Source organism: Roseovarius azorensis, from assembly GCF_900109455.1.
Taxonomy (GTDB): Bacteria; Pseudomonadota; Alphaproteobacteria; order Rhodobacterales; family Rhodobacteraceae; genus Roseovarius; species Roseovarius azorensis.
Map to the genome: position 1 here is coordinate 1 of NZ_FOAG01000014.1, position 16,684 is coordinate 16,684.

Consider the following 16,684-nt stretch of genomic DNA (forward strand, 5'->3'; position numbering starts at 1 on the left):
CCCATGGATGCCCTCTCCTTCAGCTTGTGATTCAACACCGCAAGCTTGGCACATTGCGATGCCGTCTGGGGAGAGCGGCATCCACCCCATCTCCACCTTAAGTCATTGTTCCTGAAAAATTTCCATAAACCGTCCGTTCACCACGGACCCAACCGCTATGCCCAGTATCAGCTCTGTTTGGAGGGTCTAGTTTCCCTGTGACACGTGTTCCTAATAGCTCCGCTCGGTGTGCGCACATTCACGGACATGTTCAACGCAATCGCCGAAATCTGCGACCTCTACTCACCCGACGAAGCTGGAATTACTTCACGGCTACCGGATATGTCGCAGATTAAAGGCGCGGATGACCGAGCTGATTGAACAAGCCGCCCCCCAGCATACCGCGTGGATCATCCGCGGGGAACCTGCCTCAACCGGATACGCCGTCCGTCTCGGATCTGGTCCCACCGACGAAAGTGTGGTCGCCCCTGGTGATTGGGCAGTCGTCGTAGGGTCCGACGTCGATGCGGTGACGATCGTCGGCCGCATTCTGCGCATCCGGTCGGATGCCCATGGTCGAACCATTTATTTCGATCAGGCTCAAGCCATAGACCCGGCGGCTCCCCTGACCGCGCTCGGCCTGACCGCGCCCAGCGCACCGGCAACACGGCTGCCGTGGGGTGATTTCTTGCGCGTCCTTCCGTTGCTCGGCGCCGCCTCACCTGACGCGGTGCCGCTGATCCAGGACGTGGTCTACGTTCGCGATCTTCTCGAGCTTTCCGTGCGGGATGACCTACTCGGCCCCGCGGAAGGGCCACGCGAGTTGATCAAGGACATGAGCGTCCGCGATCGTTACCTCGTCGGCAAGTTGGCGCCCCGACACCCGGGGGACGATCAGACCGCTCAGGTGGAACCGGCTTCCGCCGCCGATGAGGCCGGGGACCTCGAGGAAGAGCGGACCGCCTCGCTGCACGAGCCGGGGGCAGAATTCCCGAGTGCCACCGGCCGGGTGGAGCCCGAAGACGACGCGCTCGACGAGATCGACACCACAAACAACCAGTCACTGGTGCCTTCGAGCATGGGGCTGACCTTCTGCGTCGCGCCAGATGTGCAGGCTTTGGCGGTAGAGGCTCGGTGGGGCCGTTACGAGCGCGTCCCGAATGATGAGCATGACATCACCAAGACCCGGCGAAACCGCCAGACCGGCCGAGAAGAAGAGGTGAAGGTCAGGGTCTGGCGCCGCATCCCTTGTGGCGGTGTCGTCTCGCTGCCGCTCGTCGACGGTCAGATCAAACCGTCCACTCCCGACGCCGACCAACCCGACATTCGTCTACAGGGCACGGTTCGGACGAATGCCAAGGGCGAACGCCTCGTCACTCTGTTCCTCGTAAACGGACAGCTGGAGCCCGACGATAACAAGGATCGCGCATGGCTGTTCCAGCCGGAGATCACTGTCGAGGCCCCCGAAGATCACGGTGACAGGTCGGTCTTTCGGCGTCGCCCCTCCAACGAAGTTGTAGTCGACGACCCGGAACGTGACCGTCTCGCCCTCATCTATCGCAACCGGCTCGAGTTCGCGGTCGGCCACGGAGTGTCCGTTCACGCGGATACGACGCCCGAGGAGCCGACGAAGGCGCATCGCGTCAGAACCGAGATTATCCCGCGCTACGAAGTCGCTGTCACCGAAACGCCCGGGCTTGACCCAAGGGACCGTCCAGCCATGCGGCGCATGGTCGACGAGGGCTGGCTCGACATGACGCGGCTGGCGGAGATGGCGCCGGACGCGCTGCGCGAAGCCCTCTCCTGCCTCGTCGACGACTACGCCGTCTGGATCGGTGAGCAGAAGGCCCGGCTAGGGTCCGAGATCACCGGCTTCGACGATCCGGGCAAGGACGTCATTGAGCGCTGCGAGGAGATCCTGCGCCGCCTTCGAGAGGGCATGGGCACGCTTTTCGCCGATCCGAAGGCGCTGGAGGCATTCCGCTTCGCCAACCGGTTCATGGCCATGCAGCGTGTCCGAAGCATCTACGCTCTGAAGCGCAGACGGAACGAAGCCGTCGACGTGACCACTTTGAACGTGCCGAAGAACAGGTCGTGGCGCCCGTTCCAGCTGGCGTTCCTGCTCCTGTCGATCCCGTCGCTCTCTGATCCGACTCACCCGGACCGGACGAAGCCAGTCGAGGCGTTCGCCGATCTCCTCTGGTTCCCGACGGGTGGTGGTAAGACCGAGGCCTATCTCGGTGTGGCGGCCTTCGCCATGGCATGCGCCGATTGAAGAATGATCTCGGCGGTCTCGACGCATCACGTGGTCTCGCCGTCATCATGCGGTACACACTGCGACTGCTGACTCTGCAGCAGTTCCAGAGGGCGACGACGCTGCTCTGCGCGATGGAGGTCATCCGTCGTGCAGAAGACAAGACCTGGGGCAAGGAACCATTTTCGCTAGGTCTCTGGGTCGGTAATCGCGTGACACCGGGCACGACAGATGCGTCTCACCAGGCTGTCGAAGCCATTCGAAACAACGACCGCAACAAAGCGGGAATCGCTTCGCCTGCACAACTGACCAGCTGCCCTTGGTGCGGTTCGGAGATCTCCGGAGGTCGCGACATCGAGGTCGACAGGATCGCCGGCCGAACGCTGATCTACTGCGGCGACAAGCTGGGCGGCTGCGATTTCTCGAAGGCGAAATCCACTGGGCAGCCTCACCCGGGGCTTCCCGTGAAAGTCGTCGACGAGGAAATCTATCACCGCCCGCCGACGATGATGATCGCGACCGTGGACAAGTTCGCGATGATGGCGTGGCGTCCCGAGGTTCGGAACCTTTTCGGCCGCGTCGAGCAGGAATGCGGACGCCATGGCTTGCTCTGGCCGAGTCACGACTGCGGCACGGGGCACCGAGCGAGGGGGGCATATCCGGCCGCCAGTGTGAAGCCGGTCCGCGCAATTCGACCACCAGACTTGATCATCCAGGACGAGTTCCACCTCATCAGCGGTCCGTTGGGCACCATGGTGGGTCTTTACGAAACGGCCGTCGACGAACTGAGCAGCTGGGTTCTGGGCGACGAGAAGGTTCGTCCCAAGGTCGTGGCTTCCACCGCGACCGTGCGGCGGGCCGACGACCAGGTGCGCAACGTTTTCATGCGCCGAATTTCCGTGTTTCCGCCTTCCGGCCTGGACGTCGAAGACAATTTCTTCTTGGTCCAGAGACCCATTCTCGAGAGACCCAGTCGACGGTACATGGGAATCTGCGCTCCCGGCAGCTCTCGCCCTGCAGTGCTGATCAGAACCTATACGGCGTTCCTCACCGCCGCGCAGGCGCTATTCGATCGGTTCGGCCCGGTGGCCGACCCCTATATGACCCTCGTCGGCTACTTCAACTCGCTGCGAGAACTCGGAGGGATGAAGCGTCTGGCCGAAGACGACGTCCAAACGCGTTCCTTCCGTGTTGATATGAGCCTGGTGGACCGACCGGGGCTCGCGCAGCGGCGGGTCGAGGAAATCAGCGAACTGACATCGCGGGTCTCCAGTCAGGACATCCCGAGATACCTCGATCAGCTCGAGGTTCCTTTCGATGGCACCTTCGACCCAGCACTAGGCAAATGGGTGACCAATAGGAAGCCAGGGGAGGCCCGGCCGATCGATGCAGTTCTCGCGACGAACATGCTGTCGGTCGGTGTCGACGTGAATCGTCTCGGAGTGATGGTCGTAAACGGCCAACCCAAGGGAACGGCCGAGTACATCCAGGCGACGAGCCGTGTGGGCCGAACGCCGCCAGGACTGGTGGCCACTGTGCTGACGTGGGCGCGGCCTCGGGACTTGTCGCATTACGAGACCTTCGAGCATTACCACGCGACCTTCTATCAGCACGTCGAAGCTCAATCCGTCACGCCGTTCTCGCCACGGGCGTTGGACCGAGGGCTTACCGGCGCGATGCTCTCCATCATGCGTCACACCTACGATCCCTTCGCCGCAAACGACGGCGCTGGCGCCATGAACAGTCCTAGCCGCAAAGAGATGTTGGATACGATAGGCGCAGTTGCCGCTCGTACCTGGGAAGTCATTGAAGACTCGGGGAAGAAGACCCTGACCGAGGCGGAGATGAAGAGGTGAACGCCCTCCTTGGATTTACACGAGTCGAGTCTCCTGACGAAGGAATGGGAGATGAGGCAGCTCCACGGGCCCCGCTCGCACGGGCAGCACCGAACTGGGTGCCGGCCACTCAAGTCCACGGTGAAGGAATTTTCGTTCGCTTCGATGCAGATGCCCGCAAGGAGCGCGAGCATGATGCCGGTGGTGATGAGATGGACGGCGGTCTGGACCGCGGTGCGGCGTACGAAGCGGATGCAGTCGAGAAGCGAGCGGAGATCGCGAATGTCGAGGGCGGCATCCTTGCCGTCGATCCCGGCATCAGCGAGCGCACGCTTCGCGCCCTCTTCCGCGGCCTGGGACAGGAAGGCCCGGAACTCGGCCTCCGACATCCTCAGGTCGCCCTTGTCCGTTCGGGGCAAGATCATGACGAGACGATCCCCGCTTCCGCCGGCAGCGTCGCCGCCGTCCAGGGGGTGCTGTCGGCCGGGTTCAGATCCCAGCTCGAATAGACCGGCGATGGCAGGTCGGCCGAGGGCGTGCCGGGCGTAGCGTCATAGTCCACGCCCCCCATGCGCAGGAAGCCCGCGATCCCGGTCGGACCGGCGGTGCCGAGCTGTGCCAGTTGCTTCACGTGCACGCCCGCGATGGTCGTGGCCCCGGCTGGGCCGGTCGGGCCCGCGAGCGAGAAGGACAGTCGCTGGCCGGCGATATCGCTCGCCACGCGGGTCACGATGTCGTCGTCCTTGGTGGCAGTCGCGCCGGCGTGCGCGCAGTGATGTTGATTCTGGGCCGTGACCGATCTGGGTCACATTCTGGCCAGGAAGCCCGGCTAAGGGATCACGAAGTTAGACGAGGATTACGTCAAGGCGTCTTTTTGCTTCCCCATAAGGCGGCGCCGACACGACACGTTGAGATAATTACATGCTTGAGACTGACCACTCACTGTCTGGCCAACAGCCGACATTCCTCGGCCTTCCCCTGAACATGGACTGGCGAATGGGTCACGGTCAGAACTTGCCGCGTTGCGCCGGCGTCTACGTTGAAGTCCTCTGGCCGGTGCGCGGTATCCGCATCGGTCATTCGAAGAATATCCTCAGCCGACACAGGGGCGCGCTGCGGTGGTATCGCGCGATGAAGGACGGGACTGACCGCAACATCAGCCGTCGGGGCATTCTCCCCGACTATGCGCGCCAGTACGGCGCAGGCGGACTCGAGGCCTTCGTCATCTCTGCCGATCCAGCTTTGGAGGACGAATTGCTCCGCAAGCGGTTGGAAGCTCATCTTCACGAATGGGCCGGGATTCAGACGGTCTGGCGGAACTTCAATACAGAGAACACCTCCCGCTACCTCGGCTGAGCTGCCCTCAGACGATGCTGGTGCCGCCGAAGGGATTGCGGCCCGGGATGTCGGGGAAACCCCCGAAGTTCAGAAGGTTGCCAAACTTGGCGGCACACGTGTCGCGGCGGAGATCGCAGCCGGGCGCCATGTCGATGACGGCGACCGTCTCTGGATCGCCGATCGCGGTCTCAAGCTCCGGCATGCGCCCCGCGAGCGTCAGCTTGTCCCCCACGTGCCCGGTGATGAACCCGAGCAGCCCCGCATGGCGCAGGACGCCGCCACGGAACCAACCGTCCGGTAGGAGCGCGGCCTCGGCCACGGTGATCTCGAGACCGGAACGTGCGGTCGCGGTTCCGCCCACGAAGAAGGTCTCGATGTCGAGGCGGCAGCCGCGGGAATAGAGCGCGTGGCGGCAGAGACGTTGGTACTTCGCCCGCACGCCTTCCCGGCGCATCGAGGTGAAGAGCGATTCAGCGCGCAGCGTGATCCGCCGTCCCTCTACGCGCGCCGAGACGATGCGGCCCTTCCAGTGCGCGACCACCTCGGCCGGGGCCTGTTCGTGGCCGCGGTAGATGGTGAGCGTCGTAACCGACCGGCCCCGGGGCCCGAGATAGCGGCGGGCGAAAGGATCGGAGAGCGGGAAGGTCACCGACAGGTCCACCCGACGCGGGTCGCTGCTCTGGACGACGGAGCCGTGGCTCGCGGCCGAGGGCTCCCAGATGAGATCCTCGGTCTCCTCGCCGATCGCGCCCGCGGGCGAGGTCCAGGCGCTCGCGCGGCTGGTGAAGCGCCAAACGGCCGCACCTTCCGCAAAGAGGTAGAGGAAATACGGCCGCCCCTCGGCGGTCGAGGTCTCGGCAAGATCGTAGGTCATGAGGGCGTCTCGATCAGCGGCAGCGCCAGTTCGGTCCGGTTCGGGCCGTGCGTGAGTTCGATCCGGTCGGCATCCTAGCGGACCTTCAGGAGAAGATGCACGGGCGTACCAAGCGCAATGCTCTTGCCGGGGGCAGCGATCGAGAGCCGGATCCCGAGCGCGTCCCATGCCGCGGCAGTGATCTCGCGGAAGACCGGCCCGGTCGGGTGGTCGATCATCAGGTGTCGGCCGATCCAGATGGAGGGATCAGCGAGCGGTGCGACGACAATGGACGTCGCGCCAGAGGTGGCGGCGGCCTGCAGGACCAGTTCCCGGCCCCAGGTCGGCAGCCAGAGGGCGCGCTGGCGACCGCGCAGGGAGAGCAGCCAGCGCCGGCGAGTCAGCCGCGCGGCGCCGCGGTCGATGAGCGAGATGGTCGACCGGCGCTGGACTTGGGTGAGGACGGGCTCGAGCACGACGGACCCGAAGCCGTTGTCGATGGCTTCCACGGTCTGGCCGAGCGTCTCTGCGAGCGGCTGGCGCAGGACAGCTGGATCGGTCAGCACGTCGAGCCCCAGGTGCTGGGGATAAGGACTGGCAGCAGCGCTGCCGTCGCTGAGCCGGAGCGTGAAGCTCGCCGTGACCGTCCCGAGCCCCTGGCGGCGGCGGTCGATCTCGACGGGCCGTGCGAGGAAGGCACTGCCGACCGGGGCCACGACGGCGTGCGCGAGACTGACGCCCGCCGCCACTGCAAGCTCCAGCCGGTCGGACAGCACGGCGGCAATCTCGACCAGATGTGCCCTGCCGCCATCGGCAGCGATGATGGCCTGCGCCGCCCCGTCAAAGGCGCCGTCGCTCGTGTCGACGAAGACCGTCAGGTCAGCCGCGTCGATCGCTGCCGTCGCAGGGCGCGCCAGATGCCAGAGCGGCAGGATCCAGTCGTCGAGCTGCCCGGCACGGCCGAGTTCTGCCGCCTCGGCGAGCCCCATGGCATCGAGAAGATGCAAGAGGGTCACTGTGGACCGTGGACCCGTGCGAAGCGCGATGCGCTGTTCGCCAGCCTCCGTGACGAGGACGTCGGTCGACCACTCCAGCACTTCCGTGACCGGCGTCTGCGCTGCGAAGGGCCAGAGCCGGTCAGGCATCGAGACCTCCCCGGTTGCGCCGGATCACGTTGACGATGAGCCGCTCGCCCGCGGGCGTCGCGAGATAGTCCCCAACGATCGCGGGATCGAGCACGTTGACGATGCGAGTCGCGGGCTGGGGCGCCGGGCCACCACCGTTGGCCTCTACGCCGAGCCGCCCGCCCGGACCGCGCCGCAGGGGTAGGATCGCCTCCGGTCCGGCCTCGCCCATGAGCCCGATCCCCCGCGCGAAGGGAAAAACCGTCGGACGGGACACAACACCACCCCGGGCGAAGGCCGTGACCTCGCCGGCTTGCGAGAACGCCCCGCCTCGGGCAAAGCCAGCGATGCCGAAGAGCCCGCCGATGGCGCTCCCGATCCAGCCGAAGAGACCGCCGCCGGTGCCCGTGCCGGAGAAGGCGCGGAAGAGCGCATCCTCGATCGGCTTGAAGGCCTGGTCGATGAGGCGGTTCGCGAGATTGCGCGCGATCCCCGCCACGGCACCCGCGAAGGTCTGCCAGCTGAGCTCGCCCGACTTCAGCGCCTCCTTGATCGGCCCGGTGATGTCTTCGGCCAGCCCCTTCGCGATTTCCTGCGTGCGTTCCACGGCAGCGCGGGCCGCATCCCAGGACTGGCGCGCGACATCGGCCGCACTCTGCATGGCACCGCCCGCGCGACCCGCGGCTTCGGCGGTCTCGTCGAGCGCGGCGGCCGGTCCTGCCCCGTCCTCACCGGACAGTGCTGCATCGAAACGCTCGGCAGCGACCGTCGCGCCATCGAGCGCCGTCTCTGCCTCCGTGCCGGTGCTGCTGACGGCGGCGCGCAGGACATCGAGTGCGGCAAGCGGCTGAAGCGCGCCGTCGGCCAGCGTGGAGGCCGTCTGACGCCAGGCTTCCGCCGAGGCAGCGGCTTCGCTGGCCGCCGCCGTCAGTCCGAGATCGGGAACGGCGAGTGGGTTGTCAGAGAAGGCCGAGGCGAAGGCATCGCGTGCGGCCGTTGCGGCCTCGGTGGCCGCACCAGCGAAGCGGTTCTCGAGGCGGCCGAGATCAAGCTCGGCGATGACCCCGATGCGCCGCTCGACGCCGAGCGCCTCCAGCCCGGCGTTCACGCCCTCGATGAAGCCGTTGATCCGTGTGACGACGCCATTCAGCATGGCCTCGACACCCTCGAAGGCGCTCATCAGAACGTCGCGTTCAGGCGCACCCTGCCGATGGTGTCGCCCGCGCCGCTCGCCACCGCCTCGGTCGCCACGCCGATGAGCGTGTTGTCGGTCGCGACCGTCGTGCAGTGCTTGTTGGTGTCGTCCCAATAGACCCTGGCGCCGACGGTCCATGCCTGGGAGCCGACCTTGGTGATGTCGAACACGCCGACGAGCGCGGTCTCGACGCTCTCGCCGAGGGCGGCGTCTCCGGCGGCGATACCGAAGATGGAGCCGACGAGCAGGCCATCGCCGGAGGCGACGGCATAGGGCGCGGTCAGGGTGATGGTGTTGCCGGGCTGGACGTAGTTTTTCATGGGGGTGATCCTCCTGGAAAGACGGAGGGCGGCCCGTGAGGACCGCCCGCGTGTCAGTGTTCAGGACGTGGGCCTTACGCGCCCGGGTTCTTGTAGAGGCCGCGCCAGTCGATGGCCTTGGCGCCGAAGTCGAGGCGGCACTTGATCTCGACGCCATCGACGTCGAAGCCGTTGCGCGTCTCGATGTAGGCGCCCTGCTGGCCCTCGAGATAGGCGTACTCGATGGTGTCGATCTGGTTCGGGCTGGCCGCCAGATACCAGGCGGTCTCGCTGGCGGCGTCGAGGCGGGGCTCGCTGATCGGCGCCAGCGTGCGGATCGACTGCGGAACCACGCTGGACGTCGCGGCGGGCACGAGGTTCTGCGCGACCAGCTGCTCGGCCTTCAGTTCCAGCGAGGCGGGCACGATCAGGAAGGCGGGGCGGACGTTCAGCACCGTCTTCTTGTCGAGGCCGGTCTGCTTGGCCATCGCCGCGCGCGCCGCACCGACGCTGCTCACGTCGAGCGCCGCGCCGGTGCCGGCGAGGTTCTTGTGCGTGGTGTGGAAGAGCGCGTTGCCGTCGGCCATCGCCGGGTTGGCGGTGATGATGCCCCAGACCACGTCGCTTTCCAGCTGCGCGATGGAGTTGCCGTACATGGCCGGGATCCGGGTGAAGGCGTCGAGATCGTCGTTGATCAGCGTCTGGCGGGTGATCGCGACCACCCGGCCATAGGTCTTGACCTTGTAGCTCTCCTTGCTCTCGCCGAGCGTGCCGCGCTTGAACTCGCCGCTCTCGCCGACCTCCAGCAGCTGCGGGGCCTCGCCGAGCTGGACCCGGTGCATGGCCTTGAAGTCGGTGGCGAGCACCTGGCGGCAGAACAGCATGAAGGTGCGGGGATAGGCCTCGTAGGCCTGCCGCAGCGTCTTGTTCGTGACGGCCGACAGGATCTCGGGGAAGTCCGAGGTCGAGTGCAGCGCCCGCGTCGCCACCTCGTCGCGCGACAGGCCGCGCGTGTTGACCCCGGCGTTGCCGAGGCTTTCGCGGGCGAGTTCCAGCAGCGTCATGCCGCGGTACTGGCGGGCGGCGTCCTCCAGCTGGAACAGCGTCGGGCTGTAGCGGTGCAAGAGCGCGTTCGCCACCGCGTCGCGGCGGGTGATCCGCTCGTCCCGGCCGCCGAGCGGCACGGAGACATGGCCGAAGGTCCGGGTCTCGTCGGACTTCGCGGCGACCTGGTCGAGGATCAGGCGGCGGGATTCATCGACGCTGACGCCGCGCTTGACCAGATCCTCGGCGAAGCCGCGCTCGAGGTTCAGCCGCCCGGCCAGATCGTAGATGGTGGAGACCCGGTCGCGCTCGGCCTCGCGGGCGCGGGTGGCGACGGCCTCGGTGTCGGGCGCCGCGGGGGCATCGGTATTCTGAAGCTTCGGCTGGGTGCGGGTTTCCACTGCGGCGACCTTCGGGTCGGGCGCAGCCGCTTTCGGCTCGGTCATGGGGGTGTCCTCGGTATCATTCGGCTCGGTCGGCTGGGTGGTGGCGGGGGTCGCGGCGTCGCTTCCCGGGGTCTGGGTCTTGTCGGTCATCGGGATCGGTCCTTTCGTGGTGGAAGGGGCGTCCCGGCGGTGAAGGACGCAGTCGTGAAGGGGATGCTGGGAGCTGAAGCCCGCGGCGGGATCGGCGCCGACCGCGACGGCGGAGACCTCGAACGGCGTCCAGTCCACCGCGCGCCAGAGTTCGCGGGCGGCTTCGGGCTTCGAGACCTCGAAGCGGTGGACCTGGTAGCCGATGGAAACCGCCCGGATGTGGCCTGCCTGGATGTCGCGCCAGATCGGCTCGACGTCGGCGCGTTCGCTGATCCGCACCAAGGCGATGCCGCGTCCGTTCTCGATCCGCGCCGATCCCGGCACGACCGAGCCGATCACCGCGTCGAGCGTGTCGAGCTCGTGCACCTTCAGGAAGGGCGCACCCGCGTTCAGCCGGTCGAGCCGGACATGGGCGGGGTCGAGGCTCAGTTCCTCGTCATAGGGCTCGCCGAAGAAGGTGGCGCGGCGGACGCGGGCCCCGGCCGACCAGACCACCTCGACGGTGCGGCTGTCGGCGTCGGCCGTGTTCGGCGCAAGCTCCGCCGACCGGCGCATGGCCGGCAGTTCGATCATCGTGTCCATGAAGGTCAGTCCTGTTGGTCGGCCTGCGCCGGGTCATTGCCCGCGTCGGCGGTCGGGTCGTCGGTGTCCGGTTCGTCGTCGGCCGGATCGCTCGTCTGCGCGCTGCCGGTCTTGGTGACGCGGCGCGGGTCGCTGTCGAGCACCAGCCCCAGCGCATCGAGCTTGGCGTTGGTTGCGGCGATCTCGGCAAGAACGGCGTCGGGGTTGCGGCCCTGCTTCGCGATCACCTCGGCGAGCGTCATGGTGCCCGAGCGGATCGAGAGCAGGTTCGCCATCGCATCCTTCTGCGGATCGACTGCCTCGAACTTCGGCGGCGACCATTCGACCGGCACGATGGGCCACGGGATCTGGCCCGCCGCCCACGCGGCTTCCGTAAACCAGCGCCAGACCGGCGCGCAGAACATCGGGATGAAGAGCTGCCACTGGACGGCGTCGATCATCCGACGGAATTCGACGAGGCCCGCGCAGATCGAGAAATAGTTGACTTGGCTGAGATCGCCAGTGAGCAACTCATAGGGCACCCGGAACCCGGCAGAGATCGTGTGCAGGCTGGCGCGCTTGTAGTCGCCGTAGCCGCCGGTGGCCGAGGGCTGATTGAAGCGGATGTCCTTGCCGCCGCGGGCATAGGCAATCAGCCCCGGTTCGAACTGCTCGACCCTATTGCCGTCGGCATCGACCACGGAGGGTGCGATACCCTGCTGCGCCTCGTCGTCGCCGAAGACGATGGCGGTGACGCAAGCCTCGGTCTTTTTACGGACCAGCTCGGCTACCTCGTAATCGTCGAGATCGCGCAAGGACCGGATCACCGGCGCGCCCCAGGGAACGCCACGCGCCTGCGTGCGCTGCTTCTCGTAGACATGGGCGATCTCGGTCGCCGGGACCGCGTGCGATCCGAGCCCGCCCTGCAGCGCGCCCCAGGCATCGCCCGGATGTTCGGCATGCAGCCAGTAGGCCCGGCGCTTGCCGACCGGGTCGAACTCGATCCCCTGCACCAGCCGTCCTGCACCAAGAACGCCGGATTTCGTGGCGTCGAGGAAGTCCGCCTCCATCACCTGCAATTGCAGCGGCACCGGCAGGCCGTCGTTCGCGCGGCGCAGGCGGCGGCGCACCAGGACTTCGCCCGCCTCGACCATCTCCCGGCAGATCAGCGTCTGCAGCCCGTAGAAGTCGAGCTGCCCATCGGCGTCGCACTCCGCCGTCCAGCGCTCGAAGAGCGCATCGACCTTCCGATCCAGCGTGTCGTCGCCGCTGGCGGCGCGCGGCATGATGCCCGCGCCGATGATGTTGTTGACCAGCACCGCGACGGCCTTGGCCGCATGCGGGTTGTTGCGCACCAGATCCCGCATCCGGTCGCGCAAGAGCGCCCCGGCGACGCCGATCTCGGTATCGGCCGAGGATCCGGGCGCGCGCCAGCCCTCGGTGCGCCGTCCGCGTGCGGCGCCGTCATAGCCCCGCGTCAGGGTCTCGAAGGCCTGACGCGCCATCACGCGGCGCGCGGCCATGCGCGGCGCCACCGTGGCGATGGCGTGATCGAACCAGGTCGCCGACATCAGCGATCCCCGCGCGAGAAGCCGGCGAGCCCGGCCACCGGCAGCGGCCGCGTGGCGCCCGCGATGGCGCGCTCGATGGTGCGGATGCGAGCGAGCAGATCCTCGGCCGAGCCGTAGTCCACCGACTTGCCGTCATAGCTCACCCTCGTCGTGCCGCTGGCATAGGCCCGGCGCACCGGCCTAGTGATCGGCCGCCACGGAGCCGTCCTTCTGACCGCCCTGCGCCTTCGTGTCAGTCTCCGCCACCGGATTATCTCGCGAACGGGACGACCCCATGAACGCGGCAACCCATTGGAAATGCGAAGATGTTTTACGCCGTCCCGTGGCCGTCGAGGGGCGCTCGAAGAGAGACGCAGGCCATTCGGAGACCCATTCCGCGTCAAGCGCCCAGTCTCCGAAGGGCGGATGGCCCTGCCAACGCCCTTTGAAACAAAAAGAAAAAAGGCCCCAATCGGGGCCCTTGGTCGGATTCAGTATCTGAGTGTGGCGGAGCCGATGGGATTCGAACCCACGAGACCCTTCCGGGCCTACTCCCTTAGCAGGGGAGCGCCTTCGACCACTCGGCCACAGCTCCGCTGACCCGTTTAATTGCAGCGCGCCGGGGGAACAAGGGTCATTTTCGGATTTTTTAGAACTGCTGGTTTTGCAGGTTTTTCAAGCAGCCCGCGGTTCATTCCGGGAATGCCTGCAGCGCCGTGATCCAGCAAACCTCAGGTATTGAAAAGGAAATGCAGCACATCGCCGTCCCTGACGATATAACCCTTGCCCTCGGCGCGCATCCTGCCTGCATCCCTGGCCTTCTGTTCGCCGCCCAGATTGACAAAATCGTCATAAGCGATTGTTTCGGCCCGGATGAAGCCGCGTTCGAAATCGCCGTGGATGACACCTGCGGCCTTTGGCGCGGGGGTGCCTGCGGGGATGGTCCAGGCGCGCGCCTCTTTGGGACCTACGGTAAAGTAGGTCTCGAGATGCAGCAACTCATAGCCTGCGCGGATCAGACGATCGAGTCCGGCCTCCTCCAGTCCCATCTCGCTGAGGAACATTTCGGCCTCGTCCGGTTCCAGCTTGGATATTTCTTCCTCGATCTGGGCGGAGATCACAACCGAGGCAGCCCCCTGCTCTGCCGCCATCTTAGCCACGGCGTCGGAATGGGTGTTGCCTGTGGCGGCATTGACCTCGTCGACATTGCAGACATAGAGGATCGGTTTGGAGGTTAGCAGTTGCAGCATCTTCCAGGCCTTGGCGTCCTCTACATCGACCTCAACGGAGCGAGCGGGACGGCCCGCCTCCAGCGCCGCCTGCGCCTGCGCCAAGAGCCGGTCGGCCTGCGCCGCCTCCCTGTCGCCGCCCTTGAGCTTGCGCACGAGGGTCGCGCGGCGTTTTTCGACCGACTCGAGATCGGCAAGCATGAGTTCGGTTTCTATTGTATCGGCATCCGCTACAGGGTCGACGCGGCCCTCGACATGGGTGACATCGCCGTCATCAAAGCAGCGCAGCACATGGGCGATGGCATCGGTCTCGCGGATATTGGCAAGGAACTGATTGCCCAGGCCCTCGCCTTTCGACGCGCCTTTGACCAACCCCGCAATATCGACAAAGGTCATCCGGGTCGGGATGATCTGCTTCGACCCGGCGATTGCCGCAAGTTTGTCGAGCCGCGCATCCGGTACCGCCACCTCGCCCACATTGGGCTCGATGGTACAGAACGGGAAATTTGCGGCCTGCGCGGCGGCGGTGCGCGTGAGCGCGTTGAAGAGCGTGGATTTACCCACATTCGGCAGGCCCACGATTCCCATTTTAAAGCCCATCTGCGGCCCTCCACGCCTTGAATTGCGCGCATCTACGGGTTTGCGCAGGCCAAGGTCAAGCCGGGCATTGATTTCCGCACCCGTTTACGCCAAACCCGCACGGACGTATTCAGAGGACAATTCCCATGACCCGCATCGACGCGAAATTCGCAGAGTTGAAAGCCGCCAGAAAAAAGGCGTTCGTCTCTTATATCATGGCTGGCGATCCCGATTATGACCGTTCTCTTGCGGTGATGCAGGGGTTGCCCGCCGCAGGCGTCGACATCATCGAACTGGGCGTGCCCTTTACAGATCCGATGGCGGATGGGCCGACGATCCAACTTGCCGGACAGCGGGCGCTGGCGGCAGGCATGACGCTGACGCGCACACTGGCAATGGCGACCGAATTCCGCAAGACCGACGACAGCACGCCCATCGTGCTGATGGGGTATTACAACCCGATCTACAACCGTGGCGTGGAGCGGTTTCTGGATGAGGCTAAGACGGCAGGGATCGACGGGCTGATCGTGGTTGATCTGCCGCCCGAAGAAGATGAGGAATTGTGTATTCCCGCCAGCAAGGCAGGGCTGAATTTCATCCGGCTGGCCACCCCGACCACGGACGACAGGCGGCTGCCCAAGGTGCTGCAGAACACGAGCGGGTTCGTCTATTACGTCTCGATCACCGGGATCACCGGGGCGGCGGCGGCTGAGGCGGCGGATGTCGGTCCAGAGGTGACCCGGATCAAGGCGCAGACCGATCTGCCGGTCATCGTCGGCTTTGGCATCCGCACGCCGGAGACAGCAGAGATGATCGCAGGCGTAGCCGACGGCTGCGTCGTGGGTTCGGCCATCGTCAGCGAGATCGCCAGGGGCGGACCGGTGAGCGGGGTTCTGGATTTCGTGCGCGGACTGGCCGCAGGCGCGCATCGCGCCTGAGCGCAGCGCGAAACGGTGCTAGAAGGGGTGCGTGTCACCCCACCCCCCGCGGCAAGCTGAACATTGCGCGGCGGGCACCGGGTTGGTAAAGGGAATTGACCAATCTTCGGAGCCTCCCCAATGCCCGTGATCACCAGCATCGACGATCTCAAGCGGATATACGCCCGCCGCGTGCCCAGAATGTTCTACGACTACGCGGAATCCGGCAGTTGGAGCGAGCAGACATTCCGCGAGAACACGACCGATTTCGACAGGATCTACCTGCGGCAACGGGTGGCGATCGACATGACCGGGCGCAACATGGGCTCGAAAATGATCGGTCAGGATGTGGCGATGCCGGTAGGCCTTGCCCCCGTGGGACTGACAGGCATGCAGCACGCCGATGGCGAGATCAAGGCGGCCCGCGCGGCCGAGAAATTCGGCGTGCCCTTCACCCTCTCGACCATGTCGATCTGCAGCATCGAGGATGTGGCCGAACACACGACCAAACCGTTCTGGATGCAGGTCTACACGCTCAAGGACGACGATTTCATGCAACGCCTGTTTGACCGGGCGCGCGATGCCGGATGCTCGGCGGCGATGATCACGGTCGATCTGCAGATGCTGGGCCAGCGCCACAAGGATCTCAAGAACGGCCTCAGCGCCCCGCCCAAGCTGACGCCCGCGAGCGTCGCCAACATGATGACCAAGGTTCACTGGGGTCTTGGCATGCTGGGTACGAAACGGCGTTTTTTCGGCAATATCGTGGGGCACGCCAAGGGGGTGACCGATCCTTCCTCGCTCTCGGCCTGGACCGCCGAAGCCTTTGACCAGGCGCTCGACTGGGACCGAATCCGGCAGTTCCGCAAGATGTGGGAGGGGCCGCTGATCATCAAGGGCATCATGGATCCGCGCGACGCACGCGAGGCGCTTAACGTGGGCGCGGATGCGATCATCGTCTCGAATCATGGCGGGCGGCAACTGGACGGGGCGATTTCCGCCATCCGCGCGCTGCCAGAGATCATGGATGCGGTGGGCGACAGGATCGAAGTGCATCTCGACAGCGGTATCCGTTCCGGTCAGGACGTGCTCAAGGCATTGGCAATGGGGGCGAAAGGTACCTATATCGGGCGCGCCTTTGTCTATGGGTTGGGTGCCATGGGCGAGGCCGGGGTCACAAAGACGCTGGAGCTGATCTATAAGGAACTGGATACCTCCATGGGCCTCTGCGGACGGCGCGATGTGCGTGATCTGGACCGCGACATCCTGATGATCCCCAGGGGTTTCAGTGGCGATTGGGAATAGACTCGAATGATGCAGCTTCGGGAAACGTTTGACACAAAACAGGAACATGCGTAGAACAAAAAGAAACGCATGAACCGGAGAACGCG

At 65.6% G+C, this 16,684-nt stretch carries 14 protein-coding genes, 1 tRNA gene and 1 pseudogene; 5 read left to right on the forward strand and 11 right to left on the reverse strand.

The genetic code is table 11. From position 1 onward, the window contains the following. The first annotated feature begins 343 nt into the window (after positions 1 to 343). Both BSG08_RS19525 and BSG08_RS19530 read left to right on the forward strand, forming a co-directional pair. Entirely contained in the window at positions 344 to 2,254 is a 1,911-nt protein-coding gene (locus BSG08_RS19525; protein ID WP_175544813.1) for a hypothetical protein, read from the forward strand. Then, the gene (locus BSG08_RS19530; protein WP_175544814.1) at positions 2,251 to 4,089 is read left to right on the forward strand and encodes a helicase-related protein; all 1,839 of its coding nucleotides are present in this window, start codon (positions 2,251 to 2,253) and stop codon (positions 4,087 to 4,089) included. The genes BSG08_RS19525 and BSG08_RS19530 overlap by 4 nt, the downstream gene beginning before the upstream one ends. A gap of 182 nt (positions 4,090 to 4,271) precedes the next feature. Here BSG08_RS19530 and BSG08_RS19735 read toward each other — a convergent pair. Together BSG08_RS19735 and BSG08_RS16415 are read right to left on the reverse strand one after the other, a co-directional pair. Continuing rightward, a pseudogene (locus tag BSG08_RS19735) lies at positions 4,272 to 4,493 on the reverse strand (DUF6127 family protein); the annotation flags it as partial. After that, the gene (locus tag BSG08_RS16415; protein WP_245770730.1) at positions 4,490 to 4,798 is read right to left on the reverse strand and encodes a hypothetical protein; all 309 of its coding nucleotides are present in this window, start codon (positions 4,796 to 4,798) and stop codon (positions 4,490 to 4,492) included. The gene BSG08_RS16415 and the pseudogene BSG08_RS19735, both read right to left, overlap by 4 nt. A 191-nt stretch (positions 4,799 to 4,989) precedes the next feature. Here BSG08_RS16415 and BSG08_RS16420 point away from each other — a divergent pair, with 191 nt between their 5' ends. Next, positions 4,990 to 5,424, forward strand: coding sequence for a hypothetical protein (locus tag BSG08_RS16420; RefSeq protein ID WP_093038938.1), 435 nt, complete (start codon positions 4,990 to 4,992; stop codon positions 5,422 to 5,424). A 7-nt stretch (positions 5,425 to 5,431) separates the two neighbouring features. Here BSG08_RS16420 and BSG08_RS16425 read toward each other — a convergent pair whose 3' ends face one another. The 9 genes from BSG08_RS16425 to ychF form a co-directional block, all read right to left on the reverse strand. Further along, positions 5,432 to 6,280: a phage BR0599 family protein gene (locus BSG08_RS16425; RefSeq protein ID WP_093038939.1), complete on the reverse strand. Its 849-nt coding sequence runs from the start codon at positions 6,278 to 6,280 to the stop codon at positions 5,432 to 5,434. 74 nt (positions 6,281 to 6,354) lie between these two features. Continuing rightward, positions 6,355 to 7,404, reverse strand: coding sequence for a hypothetical protein (locus BSG08_RS16430; protein WP_093038940.1), 1,050 nt, complete (start codon positions 7,402 to 7,404; stop codon positions 6,355 to 6,357). Continuing rightward, positions 7,397 to 8,563, reverse strand: a complete 1,167-nt coding sequence (locus tag BSG08_RS16435; RefSeq protein ID WP_245770731.1) for a phage tail tape measure protein — start codon at positions 8,561 to 8,563, stop codon at positions 7,397 to 7,399. The genes BSG08_RS16430 and BSG08_RS16435 overlap by 8 nt, the downstream gene beginning before the upstream one ends. Continuing rightward, positions 8,563 to 8,898 (reverse strand): DUF2190 family protein, encoded by a 336-nt coding sequence (locus tag BSG08_RS16440; RefSeq protein WP_093038941.1) that lies wholly within the window; start codon positions 8,896 to 8,898, stop codon positions 8,563 to 8,565. Before BSG08_RS16440 ends, BSG08_RS16435 begins: the two co-directional genes overlap by 1 nt. 74 nt (positions 8,899 to 8,972) lie before the next feature. Then, positions 8,973 to 11,039: a prohead protease/major capsid protein fusion protein gene (locus BSG08_RS16445; protein WP_093038942.1), complete on the reverse strand. Its 2,067-nt coding sequence runs from the start codon at positions 11,037 to 11,039 to the stop codon at positions 8,973 to 8,975. 5 nt (positions 11,040 to 11,044) lie between these two features. Further along, positions 11,045 to 12,589: a phage portal protein gene (locus BSG08_RS16450; RefSeq protein ID WP_093038943.1), complete on the reverse strand. Its 1,545-nt coding sequence runs from the start codon at positions 12,587 to 12,589 to the stop codon at positions 11,045 to 11,047. Continuing rightward, positions 12,589 to 12,765: a phage head-tail joining protein gene (locus tag BSG08_RS16455; RefSeq protein WP_425439304.1), complete on the reverse strand. Its 177-nt coding sequence runs from the start codon at positions 12,763 to 12,765 to the stop codon at positions 12,589 to 12,591. The genes BSG08_RS16450 and BSG08_RS16455 overlap by 1 nt, the downstream gene beginning before the upstream one ends. Positions 12,766 to 13,073: 308 nt before the next feature. Then, a tRNA-Ser gene (locus BSG08_RS16460) sits at positions 13,074 to 13,163 on the reverse strand. 136 nt (positions 13,164 to 13,299) lie between these two features. Further along, positions 13,300 to 14,397 carry a redox-regulated ATPase YchF gene (gene ychF / locus BSG08_RS16465; protein ID WP_093038944.1) on the reverse strand — a complete coding sequence of 366 codons (1,098 nt, stop codon included), beginning with the start codon at positions 14,395 to 14,397 and terminating at the stop codon, positions 13,300 to 13,302. A gap of 125 nt (positions 14,398 to 14,522) precedes the next feature. On the opposite strand from ychF, the gene trpA reads away from it, so the two are divergent. Next, complete coding sequence (gene trpA, locus BSG08_RS16470) at positions 14,523 to 15,314, forward strand: tryptophan synthase subunit alpha (RefSeq protein ID WP_093038945.1); 792 nt, start codon at positions 14,523 to 14,525, stop codon at positions 15,312 to 15,314. Between the two features lie 120 nt (positions 15,315 to 15,434). After that, a complete protein-coding gene (locus BSG08_RS16475) occupies positions 15,435 to 16,598 on the forward strand; it encodes an alpha-hydroxy acid oxidase (RefSeq protein ID WP_093038946.1) in 1,164 nt (387 codons plus the stop codon). The last annotated feature ends 86 nt before the right edge of the window (positions 16,599 to 16,684 follow it).